General features: G+C 69.7%; 24 protein-coding genes. 13 read left to right on the plus strand and 11 right to left on the minus strand.

Going from position 1 to position 23,063, the window contains the following annotated elements; genetic code table 11:
• Nucleotides 1–132: 132 nt before the first annotated feature.
• Together AB0A90_RS24290 and AB0A90_RS24295 are read right to left on the minus strand one after the other, a co-directional pair.
• Nucleotides 133–999: an alpha/beta hydrolase gene (locus AB0A90_RS24290; protein ID WP_357252069.1), complete on the minus strand. Its 867-nt coding sequence runs from the start codon at nucleotides 997–999 to the stop codon at nucleotides 133–135.
• A gap of 483 nt (nucleotides 1,000–1,482) precedes the next feature.
• Nucleotides 1,483–2,094: a TetR family transcriptional regulator gene (locus AB0A90_RS24295; RefSeq protein WP_357252072.1), complete on the minus strand. Its 612-nt coding sequence runs from the start codon at nucleotides 2,092–2,094 to the stop codon at nucleotides 1,483–1,485.
• Between the two features lie 87 nt (nucleotides 2,095–2,181).
• On the opposite strand from AB0A90_RS24295, the gene AB0A90_RS24300 reads away from it, so the two are divergent.
• The gene (locus AB0A90_RS24300; RefSeq protein WP_357252075.1) at nucleotides 2,182–3,444 is read left to right on the plus strand and encodes an NAD(P)/FAD-dependent oxidoreductase; all 1,263 of its coding nucleotides are present in this window, start codon (nucleotides 2,182–2,184) and stop codon (nucleotides 3,442–3,444) included.
• Nucleotides 3,445–3,458: 14 nt separating this feature from the next.
• Here AB0A90_RS24300 and AB0A90_RS24305 read toward each other — a convergent pair whose 3' ends face one another.
• Genes AB0A90_RS24305 through AB0A90_RS24320 form a run of 4 tightly spaced genes read right to left on the minus strand, consistent with a single transcriptional unit; the run spans nucleotide 3,459 to nucleotide 6,909 of the window.
• Nucleotides 3,459–4,298, minus strand: coding sequence for a metal ABC transporter permease (locus AB0A90_RS24305; RefSeq protein WP_357252078.1), 840 nt, complete (start codon nucleotides 4,296–4,298; stop codon nucleotides 3,459–3,461).
• On the minus strand, nucleotides 4,282–5,172 hold the full coding sequence (locus AB0A90_RS24310; protein ID WP_357252081.1) for a metal ABC transporter permease: 891 nt from the start codon (nucleotides 5,170–5,172) through the stop codon (nucleotides 4,282–4,284). The genes AB0A90_RS24305 and AB0A90_RS24310 overlap by 17 nt, the downstream gene beginning before the upstream one ends.
• Nucleotides 5,169–5,939 (minus strand): metal ABC transporter ATP-binding protein, encoded by a 771-nt coding sequence (locus AB0A90_RS24315; protein WP_357252084.1) that lies wholly within the window; start codon nucleotides 5,937–5,939, stop codon nucleotides 5,169–5,171. Before AB0A90_RS24315 ends, AB0A90_RS24310 begins: the two co-directional genes overlap by 4 nt.
• Nucleotide 5,940: 1 nt before the next feature.
• Complete coding sequence (locus AB0A90_RS24320; protein WP_357252088.1) at nucleotides 5,941–6,909, minus strand: metal ABC transporter substrate-binding protein; 969 nt, start codon at nucleotides 6,907–6,909, stop codon at nucleotides 5,941–5,943.
• A gap of 225 nt (nucleotides 6,910–7,134) precedes the next feature.
• On the opposite strand from AB0A90_RS24320, the gene AB0A90_RS24325 reads away from it, so the two are divergent.
• The gene (locus AB0A90_RS24325; protein ID WP_357252090.1) at nucleotides 7,135–7,521 is read left to right on the plus strand and encodes a DUF302 domain-containing protein; all 387 of its coding nucleotides are present in this window, start codon (nucleotides 7,135–7,137) and stop codon (nucleotides 7,519–7,521) included.
• A gap of 105 nt (nucleotides 7,522–7,626) precedes the next feature.
• On the opposite strand, the gene AB0A90_RS24330 is transcribed toward AB0A90_RS24325, so the two are convergent.
• Nucleotides 7,627–8,442 (minus strand): class I SAM-dependent methyltransferase, encoded by an 816-nt coding sequence (locus AB0A90_RS24330; RefSeq protein WP_357252093.1) that lies wholly within the window; start codon nucleotides 8,440–8,442, stop codon nucleotides 7,627–7,629.
• Between the two features lie 244 nt (nucleotides 8,443–8,686).
• Between AB0A90_RS24330 and AB0A90_RS24335 the strand changes: the two genes are divergently transcribed.
• Nucleotides 8,687–9,679 carry an NAD-dependent epimerase/dehydratase family protein gene (locus tag AB0A90_RS24335; protein ID WP_357252096.1) on the plus strand — a complete coding sequence of 331 codons (993 nt, stop codon included), beginning with the start codon at nucleotides 8,687–8,689 and terminating at the stop codon, nucleotides 9,677–9,679.
• Between the two features lie 52 nt (nucleotides 9,680–9,731).
• On the opposite strand, the gene AB0A90_RS24340 is transcribed toward AB0A90_RS24335, so the two are convergent.
• The 3 genes from AB0A90_RS24340 to AB0A90_RS24350 all read right to left on the minus strand — a co-directional run bounded on the left by AB0A90_RS24340 (nucleotide 9,732) and on the right by AB0A90_RS24350 (nucleotide 11,978).
• Entirely contained in the window at nucleotides 9,732–10,553 is an 822-nt protein-coding gene (locus AB0A90_RS24340) for an alpha/beta hydrolase (RefSeq protein WP_357252098.1), read from the minus strand.
• A 19-nt stretch (nucleotides 10,554–10,572) separates the two neighbouring features.
• The gene (locus tag AB0A90_RS24345) at nucleotides 10,573–11,142 is read right to left on the minus strand and encodes a DJ-1/PfpI family protein (protein ID WP_357252101.1); all 570 of its coding nucleotides are present in this window, start codon (nucleotides 11,140–11,142) and stop codon (nucleotides 10,573–10,575) included.
• Between the two features lie 92 nt (nucleotides 11,143–11,234).
• Nucleotides 11,235–11,978 carry a GntR family transcriptional regulator gene (locus AB0A90_RS24350; RefSeq protein WP_357252104.1) on the minus strand — a complete coding sequence of 248 codons (744 nt, stop codon included), beginning with the start codon at nucleotides 11,976–11,978 and terminating at the stop codon, nucleotides 11,235–11,237.
• 454 nt (nucleotides 11,979–12,432) lie between these two features.
• On the opposite strand from AB0A90_RS24350, the gene AB0A90_RS24355 reads away from it, so the two are divergent.
• The 8 genes from AB0A90_RS24355 (at nucleotide 12,433) to AB0A90_RS24390 (ending at nucleotide 20,754) form a co-directional block, all read left to right on the plus strand.
• Nucleotides 12,433–13,797 carry an extracellular solute-binding protein gene (locus AB0A90_RS24355; protein WP_357252525.1) on the plus strand — a complete coding sequence of 455 codons (1,365 nt, stop codon included), beginning with the start codon at nucleotides 12,433–12,435 and terminating at the stop codon, nucleotides 13,795–13,797.
• Complete coding sequence (locus AB0A90_RS24360; RefSeq protein WP_357252106.1) at nucleotides 13,794–14,744, plus strand: sugar ABC transporter permease; 951 nt, start codon at nucleotides 13,794–13,796, stop codon at nucleotides 14,742–14,744. The genes AB0A90_RS24355 and AB0A90_RS24360 overlap by 4 nt, the downstream gene beginning before the upstream one ends.
• Nucleotides 14,744–15,655 (plus strand): carbohydrate ABC transporter permease, encoded by a 912-nt coding sequence (locus AB0A90_RS24365; RefSeq protein WP_357252109.1) that lies wholly within the window; start codon nucleotides 14,744–14,746, stop codon nucleotides 15,653–15,655. Before AB0A90_RS24360 ends, AB0A90_RS24365 begins: the two co-directional genes overlap by 1 nt.
• The gene (locus AB0A90_RS24370; protein ID WP_357252111.1) at nucleotides 15,655–16,722 is read left to right on the plus strand and encodes an ATP-binding cassette domain-containing protein; all 1,068 of its coding nucleotides are present in this window, start codon (nucleotides 15,655–15,657) and stop codon (nucleotides 16,720–16,722) included. The genes AB0A90_RS24365 and AB0A90_RS24370 overlap by 1 nt, the downstream gene beginning before the upstream one ends.
• Nucleotides 16,722–17,798 carry an ABC transporter ATP-binding protein gene (locus AB0A90_RS24375; protein ID WP_357252114.1) on the plus strand — a complete coding sequence of 359 codons (1,077 nt, stop codon included), beginning with the start codon at nucleotides 16,722–16,724 and terminating at the stop codon, nucleotides 17,796–17,798. The genes AB0A90_RS24370 and AB0A90_RS24375 overlap by 1 nt, the downstream gene beginning before the upstream one ends.
• Before the next feature lie 148 nt (nucleotides 17,799–17,946).
• Entirely contained in the window at nucleotides 17,947–19,407 is a 1,461-nt protein-coding gene (locus AB0A90_RS24380; RefSeq protein WP_357252116.1) for an NAD-dependent succinate-semialdehyde dehydrogenase, read from the plus strand.
• Nucleotides 19,404–19,544 (plus strand): hypothetical protein, encoded by a 141-nt coding sequence (locus AB0A90_RS24385; RefSeq protein ID WP_357252119.1) that lies wholly within the window; start codon nucleotides 19,404–19,406, stop codon nucleotides 19,542–19,544. The genes AB0A90_RS24380 and AB0A90_RS24385 overlap by 4 nt, the downstream gene beginning before the upstream one ends.
• A complete protein-coding gene (locus AB0A90_RS24390) occupies nucleotides 19,537–20,754 on the plus strand; it encodes an iron-containing alcohol dehydrogenase (RefSeq protein WP_357252122.1) in 1,218 nt (405 codons plus the stop codon). The genes AB0A90_RS24385 and AB0A90_RS24390 overlap by 8 nt, the downstream gene beginning before the upstream one ends.
• 72 nt (nucleotides 20,755–20,826) lie before the next feature.
• Here the strand turns inward: AB0A90_RS24390 and AB0A90_RS24395 are convergent, their stop codons facing one another.
• Nucleotides 20,827–21,753, minus strand: coding sequence for an alpha/beta hydrolase (locus AB0A90_RS24395; RefSeq protein WP_357252125.1), 927 nt, complete (start codon nucleotides 21,751–21,753; stop codon nucleotides 20,827–20,829).
• A gap of 80 nt (nucleotides 21,754–21,833) precedes the next feature.
• Between AB0A90_RS24395 and AB0A90_RS24400 the strand changes: the two genes are divergently transcribed.
• Both AB0A90_RS24400 and AB0A90_RS24405 read left to right on the plus strand, forming a co-directional pair.
• Nucleotides 21,834–22,400 carry a TetR/AcrR family transcriptional regulator gene (locus tag AB0A90_RS24400; RefSeq protein ID WP_357252128.1) on the plus strand — a complete coding sequence of 189 codons (567 nt, stop codon included), beginning with the start codon at nucleotides 21,834–21,836 and terminating at the stop codon, nucleotides 22,398–22,400.
• A gap of 75 nt (nucleotides 22,401–22,475) precedes the next feature.
• On the plus strand, nucleotides 22,476–23,036 hold the full coding sequence (locus tag AB0A90_RS24405) for a hypothetical protein (protein WP_357252131.1): 561 nt from the start codon (nucleotides 22,476–22,478) through the stop codon (nucleotides 23,034–23,036).
• Nucleotides 23,037–23,063: the final 27 nt, after the last annotated feature.

A 23,063-nucleotide genomic window follows, 5' to 3' on the forward strand; every position in this document is an offset into this window, starting at 1 on the left:
GGGCCCCCGGTGTTGTTTCACCCGGGCACCGGGGGGCCCCCCCGGGGGGGGGGGGGGCCCAACCCCCCCGCGGGGGGGGGGGCCGGGCCCCCCCCCCGCCACCACTGTTGCTGCCGATGGCAGGAGGTTCGGTCAGGCGGTCGTCCGGGCCGCCTCCAGGATGACCTCGGTAACCTCACCGGGATGCGAGATCAGGCCCAGGTGACCGGCGTCGATCCGGGTGATGTCGGCCCCCGCCCGCTTCATCATCGCCTCCTGGCTGGCCGGCGGGATGACCCGGTCCTCGGTGCCGATCACTGCCCATACCGGGATCGTCTTCCACGCCGGCTCGGTGGCCGGCACCGCCAGGGCGTTCGTGGCCAACGCGGCCTGGGTCACGGCGAGCACCTCCGCCTGGCGGCGGGGCAGACCGTTGGCGAAGCCGGGGATGAACACCTTCGGCAGGACGTACGCGTCGGCCGCACCTTCCGGGGCACCCGGGAACGGCACGAGCTTGAAGACGCTCGTGGGGTCGGTCAGGGCCGGCTCCAGCACCGAGCCGGAGCCGGCCGTGAGCTCCTCGACGGTCTCGCCCTTCTCCGGAGCGAAAGCGTCGACGAACACGAGCGCCTTGACGTTCTTGTTGCCGGTCGCAGCATCGCTTGTGACGAAACCGCCGTAGGAGTGGGCCGCGATGACGACGGGACCCTCGATGGTGGACAGGAAGTCCTTCAGGTAGCCGCTGTCGATCGTCGGCCCCCGGTTGGGTTGCGGCGCGACCTGCACCTCGAAGCCGCGTGCCTGGAGTCTGCGGACCTCCCCGCTCCAGCTCGAGCCGTCGGCCCAGGCGCCGTGAACCAGGACGATCGTCGGTCTGCCGTCACTCCCCCGGTCGGGGGTTGGTTGCACACCGCCGTCCGCGAACACGTGTGGGGCGGATGAGCCGAGCACCGTCACCAGCGTTGCGGCGACGAGCGTTGCGGCGATGGTCTTCGGCCGACGTAGCGAGATACCGAGCATGTCTCGTCTCCCTCGTTGGTAAGTGACTTACGAACGTGGGCAGGCTGCGATACCGCCAAGACGTGCTTCACCGCCCGATCCTCACCGTACTAACCTTCAGCGGATATCTCGGACAGAAGACGAAAGATGCTCAAATTTCAGTATGGTGAGGGACACACGGAGCCGCCACCGCCATACCCCTGGGCAGTGGCTCAGGCGATGATCTCGGCCATCCGTCCGGGCTGCTCCAGCATGATGAAGTGGCCGGGTCGGGAACGCCCGTGCTGCCGGCGAACCGCCCTTCATGATCGTCGCGGTGCCGAACCGATTCTCGGCGGCACCCAGGAGCGGGCCGATCACCGGGAGGGCGGCGCCGCCGAGGATGACGTTGGCCGTGCGTCGTCCACGGCGTACACCGTCGGCGAAGCGTCGGCTGTCGTGTCGCCGACCGCGGCGGTCTGCCCGCTCGGACACTGACACGGGGCGCCCGGCAACGCTCTCGCCCTAGACCGGTTCGGCGAGGCGGGCGATGACGCGACGTAGCTGCTCGGCGTAGGCGTGGAGGAATTCCGGTGAGTCGGCGGCGAGGCCGGTCATTCGACGGGCGACCTGGGGCAGCACCGTCGGCGCCAGTGTCGCCGCGAAGAGCAGCACCTGGACGTACGCGGGGTCCAGATCGTCGGCGAGCTCACCGGCCTGCTGCCGGCGACGCATGTCGTCGACCATCGCGGCGAAGTAGTCGTCGGTCACCGGGTCGGCATCCGACTCGGCCCGGGTGAGCCCCTCCCAGGCGAGCAGCCGCGCCCACGACCGCTGCGGGTCACCGGGGGTGAGGAACCCGCTCACGATCTCAGCCAACGGCAGGTCCGGTCGGGCGGCGCCGTTGGTCGTCTCCCAGGTGCGCTGAAGGGCCCGGTAGAGACCGTCCTTGCCGTCGAAGTAGTACGAGATCAACTGCTGGTTGACCCCGGCGCGGGCGGCGATCGCGCCAGTCCGGGCACCGGCGAAACCATGTTCGCTGAACTCGATGAACGCCGCGTCGAGGATGCGCTCACGGGTGCGCTCGGGATCGCGTTTGCGCTGTTCACCACTCGGGGACCGGCGAGGCTTGCCCATGAAGATCACCGTAACACGGTCATCCGGGCAACTATCTCAATCAACTGTTTGATTGACAGTGACATGCAGTTGGGTGATAGTCGTTGCATGGTCACACCCAGCGTCATGATCATCGGTGCCGGTATCGGCGGCCTGTGCCTGGCCCAGGGCCTACGCCGCGCCGGAGTGTCGGTGACCGTCCACGAACGCACCAAGGCCCGCACCGACTGGCTTCAGGGCTACCGCATCCACATCAACCCGAACGGCAGCAGAGCGCTGCACGCGTGCCTACCGCCCGCCACCTGGCAGACTTTCCTCGACACCGTCTCGATCGACACCGGCGGCTTCGGTTTCACCACCGAGCGGCTCGACGACCTGGTCCGCTTCACCCCCGAGGAGATCACGCCGGCCGGCGCTCCCGAAGGACGGCACTACGGTGTCAGCAGGATCAGCCTGCGCGAGGTGCTGCTGTCCGGCATGGATGACGTGGTGCGGCTGGACCACGAATTCACGCACTATGAGGCGACGACCGACGGGCGGGTGACCGCCTACTTCACCGACGGCGGCACGGCCACCGCCGACGTGCTCATCGGTGCCGACGGCGCCAACTCACGAGTACGCCGCCAACTACTCCCCCACGCGCGGCGCGTCGACACCGGCGTCGTGGCGGTCGCCGGCAAACATCGCCTCGCCGACGCGACCCTACCCAGGGTGCTGACCCAGGACGTCAACCTCGTGATCCCGAAAAGCCGTGGATCCTTCTTCACCGCGGTGTGGCACCCCGGCCCGCAGGTGATCGCCCCGCCGGACCAGTTCCTGCTCGACAACACCACTGCCTACCTCCTCTGGGGCTACACGGACGCGGCGACGGCTTTCCCGGCCGAGGGCGTCGAGTCCCTCCCCGGAACGGACCTCCAACGCCTGGTGCTGAACCGCACCGACGGATGGGCACCGGCACTACGGGAAGTGATCGCCGGCTCCGACCCACAGACGATCAACGCCATCCGGGTGCGCACTGCCACTCCCGTCAAGGCGTGGGAGACCGGACGGGTCACCCTCCTGGGCGACGCGATCCACAACATGACCCCGATGGCGGGGATCGGCGCCAATACCGCGCTGCGCGACGCCGCCCTGCTGTGCGTCAAGCTCACCGAGGTCCACGCCGGCACGACCGCGATGGTGCCCGCTCTGCACGACTACGAACGTCAGATGCTCGACTACGGCTTCGCTGCGGTGCGACAGTCGCTGCGCAACGCCCGCCAGGCGAGGAGCACCAACCGCCTGGCCAGGACCGCATTCCGCGCGGCACTGCGTACCGCCAGTGCCGTACCGCCGCTGCGTCGCCGGATGGCCACCCAACTCGGCCAGTGACCGGTGTGCGGTGCTCATGCCGGGAACGTCCGCAGGCGGGCGGTCGCCGTGGGCCGGGATCTGACCAGCCGGGACAGCACTGTCGACAGGGCCAGGATCGCGGTGGCGGTCAGGGTGATGCTCGCGCCGGCGGCGACGTCCCAGTGGCTCGACGCGTACAGGCCGCCGAGCCCGCTGAGGGCGCCGAGCGTGACGGCCAGGGCGGTGATGGTGCTCAGCCGGTGCGACCACTGACGCGCCGCGGCCGCCGGCGCGACGATGAGGGCGAGGGCGAGGATCGTGCCGATGGCCGGGACGATCGTCACGACCGCCGCCTGGATGGCGAGCAGCAGCACGACGTCCCAGACACCGGTGGCGAAGCCGGCCGCCTGCGCGCCGGTCCGGTCGAAGCCGCTGTAGCGCAGCGGACGGGCGCAGGCCAGCAGGACGGCCACGACGACGACGAGCACGACGGCGGTGGTCCCGAGGTCCTGCGGGCTGACGGTGAGGATCGACCCGACCAGAAACGAGGTCAGGTCTCGGCTGAAGCCGTTCTGGGTGGCGACGAGCCCGGCGCCGAGGGCGAAGCCGCCGGAGAGCAGGACGCCTGTCGCCGCGGCCGTGTTCTGGCTCCTGTGGCGGCTGAGCACGCCGACACCCAGCGCGACGATCGCGCCGGCGACCACACCGCCGACGACGATGTTGACGCCGATGATGGACGCCGCCACCACCCCGGGGAACGTGGCGTGGGTCAGTGCCATGGTGAAGAAGGACAGCCGACGGAGTACGACGTGGACGCCGACGAGTCCGGCGAGCGCGCCGGCGAGCAGCACCTCGGCCGTGGCCCGGTGCAGCGCGTCATCCCACCAGTTCATGGGGGGACCTCCGTGCCTCGGTGGAGATGCTCTGCCCGTGGTTGCGTCTCGACCGCAGCGCGCCCAGTGGGAGCAGCAGCAGGTAGGCGAGCACGAGCAGCAGGACGACCGCGGAGGCCGAGGTCAGGGAGATGCCGTAGTCGACCGATGCGGTCCAGCTCGTCAGCAGGCCACCGTATGCGGCGACGAGGATGAGCCCGGTGCCGATCACCGCCATCAGCGGCAGGCGTGTGGTGAGCATGCGGGCGGTCGCGGCCGGCACGATGAGCAACGCCACCACGAGGATGGTGCCGACGGCGCGTACCGCGGCGACGACGACGAGCGCGACGATGATGTTGAGCAGCAGATCGAGCCCGGCGATCCGGAAGCCGGCGGCGGCCGCTCCGGCCGGGTCGAAGGTCCGGAAGACCAGAGCGCGGGCGCTGACCAGCAGCAGCCCGAGGATGACGACCGCCAGCACGGCGGTCTCCGCGATCTGGCGCGGCGTCACCGTCAGGATGCGCCCGAAGAGGAACGACGTCAGATCCGAGGTGTACGAGGAGCGCCGCGACACGAGCACCACGCCGATCGAGAACATGGCGGTGAGCACCACGGCGGTGGCGGCATCGTCGGACAGCGCCCCGCCACGGCTGAACAGGGTCAGCGCCACCGCCGTCACGACGCCGGCGACCAGCGCCCCGACCACGATGCCCTCGATGCCACCGGCCAGGAACCCGATGACGACGCCGGGAAACACGGTGTGCGTCAGCGCGTCGGAGACGAACGACAGGCGGCGGGCGAAGACGAAGACACTCACCGGTCCGCAGACGAGGGCGAGCAGCGTGAGCTCGGCCAGGGCACGCCCCAGGAACGGTACGGTGAACGGCTCGATCACGGCTCCACCAGCACTGTCCGGCCGTCTCTCCACTCGATGGCGTGTCCGCCGTACGCGCGGCGCAGCGTCTCGGCGGTCAACGTCTCGTCGGGCGGGCCGACCGCCCACTGCCGGCCGTTGAGCACGCAGACCGTGTCGGCGAGTTCGTGCGCGACCGTCAGGTCGTGGGTGCTCAGCACCAGGGTCGTCCCGGCCGCGCTGAGGTCGCGCAGGACGGACAGGATGGCGTCCTGGCTCACCGCGTCGACGCCGTTGAACGGCTCGTCCAGGAGCAGCAGTCGTGGCTCGGCGGCGATGGCGCGGGCCAGCAGCACCCGCTGGCGTTGACCGCCGGAGAGCACGCCGAAGTGGGTCTTCGCGTGCTCGACGAGGCCGAGCCGGTCGAGCGCCTCGTGGACCGCTCGACGGTCGGCGGCGCGGGTGGGGCGCCACCAGCCGATGCGTCGGTAGCGGCCCATCATGACGACCTGGCCCGCGGTCACCGGGAAATCGGCGTCGAGGGAGTCGGTCTGCGGGACGTATCCGGTGCGGGTCCGAGCCTGGGCCGGCGCGCCCCCGAGGACGGTGGACGTGCCGGCGAGGACCGGCACCAGGCCGAGGATCGACTTGATCAGCGTGGACTTGCCGGCGCCGTTCGGCCCGACCAGCGCCAGGCGCTGCCCGGGGACCAGGTCGAGGTTGACGTCGGTGAGCACCGGCGTGCCGTGGTAGCCGACGCTCACCTCGGTGTAGCGAACGGCGGCGCCGGCCACCGCGACATCGCCCATCTCAGCCGCCCAGAGCCGTGACGATGACCTGGGTGTTGTGCCGCTCCGCGCCGAGGTACGTGCCCTGGGGCGTGCCCTCGGCGCCGATGCTGTCGCCGTAGAGGGCGTCCGCACCGCCGATGACCTTGACGCCGGCCTGGGTGGCGATCGCCTCCGCGCTCTTGGGCGGCAGCGACGTCTCCGCGAAGATGGCCTTCGTACCCGTGGCCTTGATCTTCGCGACGAGGTCGTTGAGCTGCTTCGCACTCAGCTCGGCGGAGGTGTCGAGGCTGGGGATGACCGAGCCGACGAACTGCAATTTGTACCGGTCGACGTAGTAGCCGAAGGCATCGTGGTTGGTCACAAGCTTGCGTTGCTCGGCAGGGATCCGGGCGAAGGCCGCCTCGTTGTCCGCGTCGAGCTTGTCGAGTTCGGCCCTGTAGCTCTTCAGATTGCCGGCGAAGGCGGCCGCGTGCGCGGGGTCGGCCGCGGCGAGGCTCTTCTCGATGTTGGCGACCATCGTCTTGGCGTTCAACGGGTTGTGCCAGATGTGTGGGTCGTGCGCCTCGGCCTCGTGCGCGCCCTCGCCCTCCTCGTGGCCGCCCTCGCGCAGGGTGACGCCCTGACTGGAGTCGACGAGGGCGCCCTTGAAGCCGGCCGACTCGATGGTCTGGTCGAGCCACCCCTCGAGGCCGACACCGTTCTTGACGACGATGGCGGCCTTGCCGATCGCCTGGATGTCAGCCGGCGTGGGCTCGTAGTCGTGCGGGTCGACGTTGGGCTTGATGATCTGGGTCACGGTGACGTCGCTGCCGCCGATGGTGCGGACGAAGTCGGCCACCTCGGGGGTGGTGGCAACCACCGCGAGCCTCGTGCCGGACGAGGTGTTGCCGCTGCCCTCGGCCGCGTCCTCCCCCGAGCCACAACCGCCGAGGAGAACGAGCGCGGCGGCTGCCGCCGCGGCGATGATCGTGCGTTGTCCATGCTTCACGAAACGCTCCATTCCTGAGGCACGGAACGGTAATCGTTTTCATTATGTATCGTCTAATGGCGAGATGACCACACGTGCATGTGTCCCCGCCCCCGGCGCTCAGGGAGGCGGCGACGGTTGGCACCCAACCCGGGTGTCGTTTCGCGGCGAACCTCCCCGGACCAGCCTCGCTTGTGGGGAGGATGAGAGGTATTCGCCCAGGGACGCGGTGAGCGGAGGTCGGTCGTGCACGACGGATTGGTGACCAGGCGCAGCGCCCGGGGTGTCGGAGAGACGATCTCCGCGCTGAGGGCTGAGGCGGAACGCGTAGGCGCCGCGGTGGTGGCGGTCGTCGACCACGCGGCGGCCGCCGGCAAGGCCGGGCTGAGCATGCCCGACACCCAGGTGATCATTTTCGGGAACCCGCAGGCGGGCACTCCGCTCATGCAGGCCCGGCCCGAGATCGCGATCGACCTGCCGATGCGAGTCATGGTGCGAGACGACGGCCAGCCTGGCTCGCTGATCACCTGGCAGGATCCGGCGTACCTCGCCCAGCGCTACGGACTGGGCGAGGACCAGCTGGCACCCCTACGCGCCCCGGCCACGATCGCCTCCGCGATCGACGGCGGCTGAGCGCGGCCCTCGGCGTCCCGGCGACGCGGCTCGGTCCGGATCCTCCAGGTCGCGAGGAGCGGCACGCCGATCTGGACGTTGCTGGCACCCACGGCGGCGCGCCCGTCAACGCTGGTTCGGCGGAGCCGTCGTCGGTGCGGTACCGCGGATCGCCCAGGCCCGAGCCGTCAGCCGGATCGACCCGTCGGGTTCGGTCGGCAGTCGGGCGGCGAGCAGATCCCGCAGGGCGGCCCGCTGCGCTTCGCCCAGCGAGGCCAGGTAGGCCGGGGCGGAGCCCTGCCCACCGAGGAACGGCGTCCAGTAGTCGCTGAAGCCGGTGAAGACCGTGGGCACGTCGAGCGCCTGCACCGAAACATCCGTCAGTCCGGCGTCACGCCACAGCGTCCGCAACGGCTCCGGGCGGCACAGCGCGAAGCGGTGCCGGTCGTCGCGGACAGCCGCTGCGGGATCGAGCGCGCTGGCGGCGTCCCAGAAATGGCGCATCATCGCCATCCCCTCGGCGTAATCCCAGACGTACGCGGCCACCACCCCGCCCGGGGCGACCACCCGAGCGAACTCCGCCACCGCCCGTGCCGGCTCGGGGACGAAGTTCAGTACCAACCCGCTGACGACCACGTCGACGGCACCATCCTCCAGGGCCAGCACCTGGGCGTCACCGACCGCGAAGCCCGCGCGCGCGTCGGTGACCCCGGAGCGGGCCTGCCGCACGAAGCCGTCAGAGGGATCCACACCGGTGATCCGACGCGGCTGAGCTGTGCGCAGCACCGTCGAGGTCAACACGCCGGTGCCGCTGCCCACGTCGAGCCACCGCAGTTCGGCCGGCAGATCAAGCCAGCGCAGGAACGTCACCGCGACGAGTCGGCTCCACCGACCCACGTACGCCTCGTAGGCCGCACCGTCCTGCCAGACCGGAGATGACATTCCCGCACCATACGGCGAACCCGCCGTCCGGGAGCCCATCTCCCCGCGTAGCTGCCGCCGACGGTCCCGCGTTTTCCACACTTGCCGCCGGGAGGACGCCTCAACCAGGTCGCCGCCGCCTACGCCGAAAAACTGTCGGCACACTCGGCATCATCGGTCCACAGCCGGCTGACACGTCCACCGCGATTCTGCCATCAGCGAGCAGTCCTATCCCCCGGCGGGAATCACCTGGCACAGTTCCGGCATGAAACTGCTCGTACTCGGCGGCACGGGCTTCGTCGGACGCGCCATCGTCGACGACGCCCGAGCTCGTCGGGACCACGTCACTGTCTTCAACCGCGGCCGCCGTCGCACCCCGGACGGGATCACCGCCCTCATCGGTGACCGCACCACACCGGACGGCCTCGCAGCCCTGCGCACCGGCACCTGGGACCTCGTCGTCGACACCTGGTCCGGTGCACCCGCCGCCGTGCGTGACGTCGGCACCGTGCTCGCCGGACGCATCGGGCACTACACCTACATCTCCAGCCGCTCGGTCTACACCTACCCGCCCGCCGCGCACCTCGCCGAAGACGGACCTGTGGTCGCTGGCTCACCCGACAGTGACGGGGTCGACGTCGACTACGCAGCCCTCAAGCGTGGTGCGGAAATCGCCGCCGAACAGGCATTCGACGGAGAAGCCCTGCTCGCCCGCGCCGGCCTCATCCTCGGACCGTACGAGGACATCGGCCGTCTGCCGTACTGGCTGCTCCGCATCGCCCGCGGCGGCACCGTGGCCGCGCCCGGCCCACGCGACCTCGACCTGCAATACGTCGACGCGCGCGATCTCGCCGCTTTCGTCCTCGACGGCGGCGCCGCTGGGCTCGCCGGCCCCTACAACGTGGTCAGCCCTCCCGGCCACACCACCACGGGTGATCTGCTCGACACCTGCGTGCGGGCCACCGGCTCGGACGCCACGCTGCGCTGGATCGACCCCCCCACCATCGCCGCTGCCGGCGTCACTCCCTGGACGCAGTTGCCATGCTGGCTACCGCCCGGACCCGAGCACGCCGGCATGCATCGCGGCGACGTCAGCAAGGCCCTCGCGGCCGGTCTGCGATGCCGACCCGTCCGCGACACCGTCATCGACACCTGGGCCTGGCTGCAGACCCTCGATGGCCCTCCCTACCAACGCCCCGACCGGCCGCAAGCCGGACTCACCGCGGAGGCGGAGGCCGCGCTGCTCGCCGCCGCCTGACGCGCCGCACCCACAGATCTGCTGAACGCGGGCCGCGGAGCTGCCGCAGCGGTCACTGACCTCGGTTCGGGTGGAGGAAGCAGGACAGCAGTTGCCTGAACTCGTGCGGGTGCTCGATCGCCGGCACGTGCCCGCATCGGCCGAACACGTGCAGGCGGACGTCGGCCAGGTGTTCGAGCAGGGGCTGGGCTGCCGTTTCGAGCGGGGTGACCCGGTCCTCCGCCCCGTGCACGAGCAGCACGGGCACGCGCACGGCTGCCAGCGTCTGCGCCGAGAGGGTGAGGTCCTCGACCCATCGCGCCCTGGGTGGAGGGAACAACGACGCGAATGCCGCCGCCCCCGCTCGCATCGCAGCCGCACGGGCATCGACGGCCGAGTCGGTCACGAGCGCCTGGTCGAGGACGAGACGGCTCAGCATGTCTCGTGCCCCGTCCGGGCCGGCGGGGGCGGCCCAGATCGCGTCGAGCTCGGCGGACAGCGGCGCCCCGGGAGCGCCCATCGTCGAGACCGCCACGACATGGGTGACCTGCTGGGGGCGCGCGGCCGCCAACGCCAGCGCCACGGCACCACCCATGGAGTGACCCACCACGGCGTAGTGCTCGATACCGAGCGCATCCATCAGGCCCGCGGCCTGCTCCGTCCACAGCCGGAGCCCACCCCGGGAGCCCGCCGGGACAGGCGTACCGCCGAACCCCGCCTGGTCAGGAGCCACCACGTGCCGGGACGTGCCCAGCGCCTGTGCCGTCGCTGCCCAGGCGCCGGACCCGGTCGTGCCGGGTCCGGAGCCGTGCAGCATCAGCACCGCGGGCCCGGTGCCGCTCTCCAGGAGGTGGACCGGGGAGCCGTCGACTGCGACAGTCCGAAGTGCCGTCACCGGGGCAGGCCAGGTGCGCTCATGCCGACGCGGAGTTGACCGACTTCGAGAAGAGCTCCATCATCGCCCTGCCGAACTGCGGCATGTCGGGCCACCCCCGGCAGGAGACGAGGTTGCCGTCCACGACGTCGGGAGCGTCGATGACCGTCGCGCCCGCGTTCTCCATGTCACCGGTGATCGGGGGGAAGCACGCCGTCTTCCGACCCTTCAGCAGCCCGTACACCGCTGGCACCTGCGCGCCGTGGCACACCAGCGCGATGGGGAGGTTGCGCGCGAAGAAGTGCTCGGTGATGCGCCGGACGTCGGCGTCGACCCGGATCCACTCGGGGGCACGTCCCCCGGGGATGATGAGGGCGTCATAGCGCTCGACGTCGACGTCGGCCCAGGGCACGTCGACCGCCAGCTTGCGGCCGTTCTTCTCCACGTACGCGTCGGAGTTGGGGTCGAACTCGTGGATGACCAGTTGCACGTCACGCGTCGTCCGGGACGAGACGTCGACGTCCCAGCCACCCTCCTGGACGCGATAGTAGGGATACATCGTGTCGAGTTCCTCGGCGGCGTCGCCGGTCAGGAGCAGCGCTCGGGGCACCTGCTTCTCCTCACAACTGGGGGGACGGGTGAGGTGGATCCAATCCGATCCGATTCGATCGATTGTTAGCATTCCCCGGCCCAGCCCGCCCGTCAAGCCTCTACCGCGACTCCGTCCGCGTCCTTGACCTCGTCGAACAATCGGCGGAAACGCTCGCCGGATCGGAGGATGTGCCGGCGCATCGCATAGGCGGCGGCGTCGGGGTCGCGCGCGGCGACCGCGGCCACGACGTCCTCGTGCTCGGCCATGGCCAGGTGGGTGACCTGGGTGTCGAAGTGGAGTCGGAAGAGGTGCACGTGGCTGTGCAGGCGAGCGAGCGCCTCACGGATGACCTGGTTCTCCGCGCTCAGGGCGACGAGATCGTGAAAAGCGGCATCGCGTAGCCCGAAGGCGCCGTAGGCCACGGGTCCGCTGCCCCCCTCCAGCTCCGCCATCTCCTCCAGCATTCGTCGCAGACCGGCCACCTGCTGCAAGGATGCGCGTTCGGCGGATCTACGGGCCGCCGCCGGCTCGAGGAGCAGGCGGACCTCGAGCATGTCCTCGAAACGGTGACGGGTGATCTGGGGCGGAATGCGGTAGCCGGCATGGGGCACACGCACGACCAGACCCTCGGCCTCCATGCGGTTCAGAGCGTCTCGGATCGGCGTCTGCGAGACCCCCAGCTCCCGCGCCAGGACGTCGATCGTGACGCGGGAGCCGGGCTCGATCCGTAGCGACATCAGCTGTCCGAGCAGGGTGTCGTACACCTCGTCGGCAAGCCGGCCGCCAGATCTTCCCGGCGGCGTTCCGCCTGCCACGGCCCTGCGGCCCGGCGCGATCATCGCTTCCTCGTCCATCGTGACGTGAGGTCCTTTCTTGCGTCTTCGGGAACCTGTTGACATCAGTCACAACGCTGCGGGATGCTGACGCCCCACCAAATCGTATAGGAAACGCGCCGGATGCTTGCCATCCTGCACCATCGCGGAACCGCCCGTCCATCGCTCCACTTCGATCCCTGGAGCGCCCGCGGGCATGCTCGACGTCCCGCTCGGTGCGTCACTGGGCCGCAGGTGGCCGACGGACGTCTCGACGGCATGAAGATCCAGTACATCGCGGCGTACCCGTGCCGCCGGTCCGCGGGTCGGCTCCCGCGACAGCCCGGCGACACGCCTGAACAACCAGCAACTGCACGGCGAAGCGCATAGCGAGGCCTTAGAAGTCCCCACCCAGAAGGCAGGCGAGAAGATGCGGAATCCGAAGCGAACACGAATGTCCGGTCCCCGGCGAAAGGTACAGCTGGCGACGGCGGCCATGCTGCTGGTGGCCACGACCATGACGGCTTGCGGCGATGACAAGGGTGACGACACGAAGGCGAGCGCCCCCAAGGCGCCGGCGACCATCCCGGAACTCACCAAGGACCCGCTGACCCTCAGCTTCATCTGGTTCGACTGGCCGCCCGCCAAGGCACTGGAGGACTTCGCGAACGCGGAGTACAAGAAGGAGCGGCCGAACGCGACCATCAAGGTCAACACCGTGCCGAACGCGAACTGGCACGATGCGATGTTCACCCAGTTCGCGGCACGCAAGACCGACTTCGACGTCGCGATCCTGGACTCGCAACACATCGGCGAGGCCGTGACGAACGGCAACATCCTCGACCTCACCGACTTCGTCAAGAAGAACATCGACGTCACGGCCTACAACCCGTACCTCCTGGCCGCCTACGGCCAGTACCCCCAGGCGGAGACCGGCAAGCGCGACGAGAACGCCAGCCTGTACGGACTGCCGCTGCTCGGCGACACCTGGACGATGATCTACCGCAAGGACCTGATCGGCGACAAGCCGCCGCAGACCTGGGACCAGATGATCTCAGCCGCCGAGAAGTGCCAGTCGGAGAACCCCGGCGTCAGCGGGCTGGCCTTCCACCAGGCCAACGGCTCCGACGCCGCGGCCGTCACCTACAACACGGTGAACGGCGTCTACGGCGGCAACCTCTGGGACCCCAAGGCGCGCAAGATCGACGGCGTCCTCAACGACACCGCGGGCCAGGAGGCGATGGACGTCCTGGTCAACAAGATGAAGCCGCTGACGGCCAAGGGCTCCGGCAACTGGTTCATCGACGAGGTGAACGCCGCCGTCGCCCAGGGCAAGGCCTGCATCGCGTTCAACTGGATCGCCGCGAGCGGTGGCCTGCTCGATCCGAAGGAGTCGACGCTCGGCACCACGCGGGAGCAGATTCTCGACAAGCTGGGCTTCGCCACCCTGCCGACCCAGAAGACGAACCTGGTCCCGCTCGGCGGCATGGGGATGCACGTGTCGGCCTACTCCGCCGCGGCAAACCAGGCCGAGGCGCTGAACTTCATGGAGTGGTTCGAGCGGGCCGACGTCCAGAAGAAGTGGGCCGCGGCCGGTGGCGTGCCCTCGCGTACGGACGCCCTGCAGTCGCCCGAGTTCCTCAATGCCGGGCCGTTCAACCAGGTGTACACCGACTCGGTTCCGCGCATGCGGGACATGTGGAACGTGCCCGAGTACGCGCGCCTCGTCAACATCGAGAACACCAACGTGAACGCGGCTCTGAACGGTGCGAAGAAGCCGAAGGACGCGCTCGACGACATCGCCAAGGAGCAGCAGGGCGTGCTCGACTCCGGCAACCGCAAGGGTGGCGGCGGACTGTGAGTGACTCCGTCCCTCTGACGACCGACCGTCCCGGGCAGGTGGCGTCGGCGACGCCGCCTGCACCGGGGCGGTCCCGCCGGCTGAGCGACCGCGGGCTCGCCGTGGCCTTCATCTCCCCCGCGCTGCTGCTGTTGCTCGCCATGTCGGTGTTCCCGTTGCTGTGGGCGTTGTACCTGTCCTTCACCGACTACTCGGCCACCCGCGGGGGACCCGCCAACTTCATCGGGTTCGGGAACTACACCGCCATCCTGACGTCGGCGCAGGTCCACACGAGGGCCCTGACGACGTTGATCTACGTGGTCGGCGCGGTCGGCCTGCAGACCGTCCTCGGGTTCGGCATCGCCTACCTGATCTCCCGGCGCACGCACGGGCGAGGAGTGCTGACCACCCTGTTCCTGGTCCCGATGATGCTGTCGCCGGTCGTGGTCGGGCTGTTCTGGCGGTTCATGCTCGACGCGCAGTTCGGCGTGGTCAACAGCATGCTCGGCTCGCTCGGCCTGGGGCAGGTGGAGTGGCTCACCCGACAGCGAACGGCGTTGATCTCCCTGGTCGTGGTCGACACCTGGCAGTGGACGCCGTTCATCATGCTCATCGCACTCGCGGGCCTTACCGCGGTGCCCAAGTACCTGTACGAGGCCGCCTCGATCGACCGAGCGTCCGAGTGGTTCAAGTTCCGCACCATCACCCTTCCGCTGGTGTGGCCGCTGCTCCTCATTGCCGTGATGTTCCGGGCCATCGAGGCGTTCCGGCTGTTCGACCTCGTCTACATCCTCACCAACGGTGGCCCGGGTGTCTCCACCGAGACGTTGTCGTTCCACATCTACAAGGTCGCGTTCCTGGGCTTCAACACCGGGACCGCCTCGGCGTACGGAATCCTCATGGTCCTCGTCGTCATCGTCCTCACGCAGCTCTACCTGCGCTATCTGAACAAGCTCAAGGAGGGCTGATGGCCGTCTCCGTCGACGAGGCCGTGTCCACAGGTCCTGCCCGGGATCACACGCCCCCCGCGCGTCGCCTCGGCAGCCGAGGCCGCTCCGTGCTGGAGGTGACGCTGCTGACCGTGCTGGCCGTCGTCATGCTCTTTCCGGTGCTGTGGATGATCGAGACGTCCATCAAGGAGAACCGGGACGTCTACGCGATCCCGGCCAAGTTCTTCGACTTCAAAGTCACTCTGGCCCACTACAAGGACGTGTTCGTCGACCCCGACGGCGGTCGCTCGGCCCTGTCCGTCTCGTTCCTCAACTCCGTCGTGGTCGCCGGAGTCTCCACGGTGCTGGCCACCGTGCTGGGGGTCCCGGCGGCCTGGGCCTACTCACGCTTCGCCGTGAAGGCCAAGAAGGACCAACTGTTCTTCATCCTGTCCACCCGCTTCATGCCGCCCGTGGTGGTCGTGATCCCGATCTTCCTCATGTACCGCCAGGTCGGACTCATCGACAACAAGCTCGGCCTGATCCTCATCTACGCCGCGTTCAACGTCCCGTTCACGATCTGGATGATGAAGGGGTTCGTCGACGAGGTACCCGCCGAGTACGAGGACGCCGCCATGCTCGACGGCTACACCCGACTGCAGGCGTTCCGGCGATTCACCCTTCCCCTGCTCGTGCCCGGCATCGCCGCGACGGCGGTCTTCGCCCTCATCTTCTCCTGGAACGAGTTCGTGTTCGCCACCTTCCTCACCTCCAGCGACAGCGTCCGGACGGCCCCACCCGCCATCGCCGGACTCATCGGCGGCACCACCACGGACTGGGGTCTCGTGGCCGCCGCCTCCGTGGTGTTCGCCCTACCGGTGCTCGTCTTCGCCTACCTGGTGCGCAAGCACCTCATCGCCGGTGTGACCCTCGGGGCGGTGCGACGCTGATGGCGGGCATCGAGGTAACCGCGCTGCACAAGCGCTACCCGGACGGAACGGTCGCGGTCGAGCACGTGGACCTGTCCATCGGCGACGGCGAGCTGTTCGTGATGCTCGGCCCGTCGGGTTGCGGCAAGACGACCACGCTGCGGGCCATCGCCGGCCTGGAGAGGCAGACGACGGGCGACATCCGCATCGGCGACACGCTGGTCAACGACCTGCCGCCCGCCGAGCGCGACATCGCCATGGTGTTCCAGTTCTACGCTCTCTACCCGCATCTGAAGACCCGCGACAACCTGGCGTTCCCACTGCGGGCCGAGGGACTGCCCAAGCCGGAGGTGCACGAGCGGGTCGAGGAGGCCGCCCGGCTGATGCGGCTTGGTCCACTCCTGGACCGGCGACCGCGTCAGCTGTCCGGCGGGGAGCAGCAGCGCGTCGCGCTCGCCCGCGCCCTGGTGCGACGACCGCGCGCCTTCCTCATGGACGAACCCCTCACCAATCTGGACGCGGAGCTGAGGGCGGACATGCGCACCGAGATCAAGCACCTGCAGGGGGAACTGGGGGCGACGATGGTCTACGTCACCCACGACCAGGTCGAGGCGATGTCACTCGGTCACCGGATCGCCATCCTCAACAAGGGCCGCGTCGAGCAGATCGGTACGCCGCTGGAGGTCTACGACCGTCCGGCGAGTCTCTTCTGCGCCGCGTTCATCGGCTCGCCGCCGATGAACCTCGTCGAGGTGGAGGTGGCCGACGGGAAGCTGCGCGGTCAGGGCGGACTGGTCCTCACGCCACCGCAGGGCCTGCCGCGCGACCGTCGCCTGGTCGCGGGCGTACGGCCGGAGGCGCTGGAAGTCACCGCACCGGGGGCGGAACGGTCGGTGCCGGCCCGCGTGGTCTCGGCGGAGTGGCTGGGCGACGAGATCATCTACGTGGTCGACCACAGCGGCGAGCGCGACGTACGGGTTCGGATGCCACCGACTGTCCGGTTCGCCGCTGACGCAACGGTCGGGCTGCGGCACACCGGCGGGACCCCGGCGGTCTACGACGTGAGCACGGAAGAGCTGGTGGCCTGATGGGAACCGTGGCAGTACAGGGGCTGTGCAAGTCCTTCGGTAAGGTCCAGGCCCTGGACGGCGTGACGCTGGACGTGCCGGACGGCTCGTTCTTCGTCGTACTCGGGCCGTCGGGGGCGGGCAAGACGACGACCCTGCGGGCGATCGCCGGCCTGGACAAGCTCGACGCCGGGTCGGTGCATCTGGACGGCAGGGACGCGACCGGCGACGCCCCGGCCGCACGCGACCTGGCCATGGTCTTCCAGAGCTACGCCCTCTACCCGCGACACACGGTGTACGAGAACATCGCCTCGCCGCTGCGGGCACGCCGCCGCTCGTCGAGTGAGATCGCCGCCGCCGTCGAGCAGATGTCGAACCTGCTGCACATCGAACGTCTGCTGCAACGCCGTCCCGCGCAGTTGTCGGGCGGTGAGATGCAGCGGGTCGCCCTGGCCCGGGCGCTGGTGCGTAGCCCGCGCGCGTTCCTCATGGACGAGCCGCTGACGAACCTCGACCTCAAGCTCCGCGTCGAGATGCGCACCGAGCTCACCCGCATCCACCGGAGCCTCGGCGCGACCTTCGTCTACGTGACCAACGACCAGGTCGAGGCCCTGTCCATGGCCGACCAGGTCGCGGTCCTCAAGGAGGGCAAGGTGCAGCAGGTCGGAACGCCGACCGAGGTGTACGAGCGTCCCGCCAACACGTGGGTGGCCGGATTCGTCGGGAGCCCGCCGATCAGTCTGCTCGCCTGCCACGCCGAGGGAGATCGTCTGGTCGGCGCGGAGGGATGGACGCTGCCGCGGCCTCGCTGGACCACGGCTGAGGACGGTCGTGCCCTGCTGCTGGGTCTGCGCGCGGAGGACCTGTCCGTCGAGCAGCGCGGCGACGCGTCGTTGTCGGGTGAGCTCTACGGGCTCGAGCCGCTCGGTGACCGAACGGTGGTCGACGTCCTGGTGGGGGCGGAGATCCTCAAGGTCAAGGCACGACCCACCGTCACCGGTACGCCGGGCGAGCGGCTGCACGTCACGGTCGACCTGGACCGAGCGCACCTGTTCGATGCGGGCACCGGGCTGTCGCTGTCCGAGGCCGGGCGCTGACCGACGAGCGGCGCCGGCACCGTGCGCCACCTTCCACCCGCTCGACAACCTCGCCCCCGACGAGGGTGTGTGACCCGTCCGACTACGCGTACCGCCCGATCGCTGCGGCACGCCGGACAGCACCAAGAAGATCACAGGAGGCGACGCAATGAGTGACCCGATGAACGTCCTGGCCCCCGAGCACCGGCGGCTCCGGATCGGCGACGCCTGGCGCGACGCCGCGAGCGGAGCCACCTTTGCCGTCGAGGACCCCGCCACCGGCAAGACCATCGCCGAGGTGGCCGACGCCGACGTCGTGGACGGGCTCGCCGCTCTGGACGCGGCGAGCTCGGCGATGGCGGCGTGGGCGGCGACCCCGCCACGGAAACGGTCGGAGTTGTTGACCGCGACGTACCGGGCACTGACCGAGCGGTCCGAGGAGGTCGCCCGGCTGATCACGCTCGAGATGGGCAAGCCGCTCGCCGAGGCTCGGGGGGAGGTGGCGTACGGCGCCGAGTTCTTCCGTTGGTTCGCCGAGGAGGCGGTACGCGTCGAGGGGCGCTACAGCATCGCCCCCGCGGGTGGATACCGCATCCTCACCGTGCCGAAGCCGGTCGGACCGTGCGTCTTCGTGACGCCCTGGAACTTCCCGTTGGCCATGGGCGCCCGCAAGATCGCTCCCGCGTTGGCCGCGGGCTGTACGACGATCACCAAGCCGGCAGGCCAGACGCCACTCACCATGCTGTTGCTGGCCCGCATCATGGAGGAGGTCGGCGTACCCCCGGGTGTCGTCAACGTGGTGACCACCAAGCGTTCCGGCGCGGTGGTCTCCGCTCTGCTGGCCGACAGTCGGACCCGCAAGCTCTCGTTCACCGGGTCGACCGAGGTCGGGCGCGTGCTGCTGCGACAGGCCGCGGACAACGTGCTGCGTACCTCCATGGAACTGGGCGGCAACGCGGCCCTGATCGTGTGTGCCGACGCCGACCTGGACGTCGCGGTCAACGGCGCCATGGTGGCCAAGATGCGCAACATCGGGGAGTCCTGCATCGCGGCCAACCGGATCTACGTCGAGGAGCCGGTGCGCGAGGAGTTCACGGCACGCTTCGCCGAGCGGATGGGCGCGCTGTCGGTGGGACATGGCCTCGACGACGGCGTGGACGTCGGGGCGTTGATCGACGAGGCCTCGGTCAGCACGATCGACGAGCTCGTCGCCGACGCGGTCGATCGTGGCGCCCGGGTCCTGGTGGGCGGCGAGCGTCCGGACGGGCCAGGCTACTTCTACCCGCCCACGGTCCTCGTCGACGTACCGGAGGATGCGCGGATGCTCCGGGCGGAGATCTTCGGCCCGGTGGCGCCGATCATCTCGTTCACGACCGACGACGAGGTGCTGGCGAAGGCCAACGACACCGAGCACGGCCTGGTCGGGTACGTCTTCACCCGTGACCTCCAGCGAGCGCTCCGGTTCGCCGAGGGGCTGGAGACGGGGATGGTCGGCATCAACCGTGGGCTGATCTCGGACCCGTCAGCTCCGTTCGGGGGCGTGAAGCAGTCCGGGATCGGCAAGGAGGGGTCGCACGAGGGCATCCTCGAGTACCTCGACCTCACCTACGCGGCGATCGACCTACCGTGACCGGCCCGCTGCGCCGGGCGCTCGCCTGCGCGACCCGGGCCGCCAACCTCGCCGTCGTCGTCCCGGTCTCACAGGTGACCCGGACGTCCACCCAGCACATCGCCGCCGACGTTCCGGAGAGGCACCGACATGCTTGAGACCGTCCGCGGACCACGCCAACTGATCGTGGGCGAAGGGGTCGCGCAGAACATCCCACGAGTGGTGGCCGAGAGTGGCTCGCGCGTCCTCATCGTGACCGACCGGGTTCTGCTGCGGCAGCCGGGCGTGGCCGAGATCGTGGCCGCGGTGCGGGAGAAGGTCCAGGCCGTCGAGGTGTTCTCCGACGCGACTTCAGACGTGCCCCTCACCGATGTCGCCCTGGCCGTCGCGGCCGCCGCCGAGGTGGACGCCGACGTGATCCTCGCCATCGGGGGTGGCACGGTTATCGACCTCGCCAAAATCGTCGGCGTCATCCGGCGCCACGGTGGGTCACCGCGCGACTTCTACGGCGAGTCGAAGGTGCCGGGGCCGACGGTTCCTCTCGTCGCGGTACCGACGACGTCAGGTACCGGCTCCGAGCTCACCCCCGTCTCGGTGTTGACCGACCCGGACCGCGAGCTGAAAGTGGGTGTCTCCAGCGTCCACATCGTGCCCGACTTCGCCATCGTCGACCCCGAACTCACCTACACCTGCCCCGCGACCGTCACCGCCCACTCCGGCATCGACGCGTTCTGTCACGCGGTGGAGAGCTACACCGCCCGACCCCGCGCCCACGGACCGCGTGACCCGGTGGAACAGGTGTTCCTCGGCCGTAACCAGATCACCGACCACTACGCGCTCCAGGCCGCGGAACGGATCGCCCGTAGCCTGCGTCGTGCTGTCCGGGACGGCGGCGACACGGACGCGCGCGCGGACATGTCCTATGGGTCCATGCTCGCCGGGCTCGCGTTCTCCCACGCGGGCAACGCGGCCCCGCACGCTCTCCAGTACCCCATCGGCGCGGCCACGCACACGCCACACGGCCTGGGCGTCGGGCTGCTCCTGCCCTACGCGCTGGACGCGGCCGGGGATGCCATCGCCGACCGGTTGGCCATCCTCGCCGGGGTGTGCGGGCTCGACGTGACCGGCGCCTCGGATGCCGAGGCCGCAGACACGTTCCTCACCTGGCTCGACGGGCTCCTTGCCGACATCGGGATCCCTCCCACCCTGGCGGACATCGGCGTGGCACGCGCCGACCTTCCCCGCTTCGCGGAGATGGCCAGTGGCGTCACCCGGTTGATCCAGAACCATCCAGGCCCGACCGACACCGCCAGCCTGACCGCGATCCTCGAAGCGGCCTGGACCGGGGACCGGACCCGAAAGTCCTGACTTCGAGCAGGACTGCCCGGCCCGGCCGCAGTGGGTGCCCGCTCACCGCGGCCCGGCCCAGGGCTCGATCGACTATTTGAAGGCCGTGGTGTCGGCTGCTACCGGGTTGCCACCGAGGAAGTCCCTTAGGATCTCGGTGAACCGCGCCGGCTGCTCCTCCGCCGCGTAGTGGCCGCAGCCGTCGATGACCATCCCGGTGACGTCGTCGGCCGCCAGCCGCATCGTCTCGGCGACCGCCGCGCCGGTGTACCGCGCACCGCCGACAGCGAGCACCGGCAGCGTCAGCCGGCTCTTCTTGCGCTGCTCGTTCTGCGCGATCGTCTCGTCCAGCGCCCGGTAGTACGCGAAGCTCGCCCGCAACCCGCGAGGATCCGCGACGATCGCATCGACGTAGACGTCGACGGCGTACGTGGGGATCGCGTCCGGGCTGGCGGCCTTATTGGCGAACTGGTAGCCGAAGAAGAGCCGCTCTCTCCCGCGGACCAGATCCTCGTTGAGGTCGGTGAGGCGGTTGAAGCCGAAGTGCCAGAGCCGCTGGTTGACCGCGGCCGGGCTGAAGACCGACGGGATAGGTGTGAGACCGGGGATGATGGCGTCGACGACGGCGAGCCGGCCCACCCGCTCGGGGTGATCGGCAGCGAGGGCGTATCCGGTCCACATGCCGATGTCGTGGCCGACCACGTCGAACCGGTCGTGCCCGAGCGCAGCCATCAGCGCGACCAGATCGGCGGCGAGGGTGCCGGCGTCGTAACCGTTGTCGGGCTTGTCGGAGAGCCCGGCCCCGCGCGAGTCGACGGCGACGACGGTGTGCTCGCGGGCGAGGGCGGGCATCACTTCCCGCCAGGCGTACCAGGTCTGCGGCCACCCTCCGACCAGCAGCAGCGGCGGGCCGTCCCCGCCGGTGACGGCGTGCAGCCGCAGCCCGTTTGCCTCCACGAGGCGGCTGGTGAAGACGTCGGTGAAGCCGTCGGGCAGCCGTAGCGAACTCAGGTTTGTCATGCCGGTGACCATACGCATCTTGGAACGATCAGTACAAGACCTTTGGAACGATCGGTACAAGATGTGTAGACTCACGAACCATGGCGGGCCGCAAGCAGTTCGACGTGGACGAGGCGCTACGACGCGCGATGCACGTCTTCTGGCGCTGGGGATACTCGGAAGCGTCGATCGATCGCCTGACCGAGGGCACGGGTCTGGGCCGGGGCTCGCTCTACGGCACCTTCGGCGACAAGAGCACCCTCTTCCGCAAGAGCCTGCAACGGTACGCGCAGACCTACCACCCGCTGTACGAACAGGCGCTGTCCGGCCCCCACCCGAGCCCGAGCGCCGTTGTGGCCGCCTACCTGCAGGTCACCCTGAACCGCATCGCCGACCCAACGGTCCCGGACGGCTGCCTGCTCACGGTGTCGGCAACGCAGTTCCCGGCCCTCGACGCGGAGAGCCAGGTGGCGGTCCGCGCCATGATCGACGGTGTGCGGGCGATGCTGCAGCAGGCGTTGCTGGCGGCCGGGGCCGGTGAGCAGGAGGCGACCGAGTTGGCGTTGTGCACCCTGGCAACGAACAAATCCCTGGCGGTGCTGAGCCGCACCGGCTTCTCGGGCGAAGAGCTGGCAACCGTCGCCGCAGCCGCCGCCCGTAACCCCTAGGGTCCGTCGCGGACATGCCGCGCCGAGGCCTCATCCGGAAGGAGGGCCTCCAGGGCCGACGGCAGGCATACGGCGATGTCCAGACCGCCGGTCGGCCGTGCGGCGCTGGAGATCTCTCCGTCGTGCATGCGCAAGGACTGGCACTACTGGATCGGTACGTTCACCGGGGTGGTCCACACCACGGTGGCCGCACTGCCCTTGGCCGCGCTGGTGGTGTCGGTTGTGGCCCGCCGTCGCATCGCCAACGGCGCCACGCCGGCGTGGGCGTGGCGGATGTCGCTGGCCGAGGTCGGCATCGTCTACGGGACGGTCCCGTGGGTGTGGATGATCATGTTGCCGGGCGCGCGGGCCGGGACGAGTCTGGTACCACTGCGCGATCTGCTCACGATCCTCGCCGACCGGGGGCCGGTGACGCTGGCGGGCCAGGTCGCCGGCGACCTGATGGTCTTCGCGGCACTCGGATTCTTCGCCCCGCTGCGGTTCGCGGCGCTGGCGTCGGTGCCGCGGGTCGTGGCGCTCGCGGCGGGCGCCGTCGACCCGCGTCCGACACCGGGACCTTGGGACCTCAGTTCGGCTTTCAAGCGGGTGTACGGCATCAGCCCGCAGGAGCATCGCGGCGGCGCGCTGGCCCGATGAACACGGACGGCGCCTCTTTGCCACCCG

This window comes from Micromonospora sp. NPDC049204 (assembly GCF_040647935.1).
Lineage (GTDB): Bacteria > Actinomycetota > Actinomycetes > Mycobacteriales > Micromonosporaceae > Micromonospora.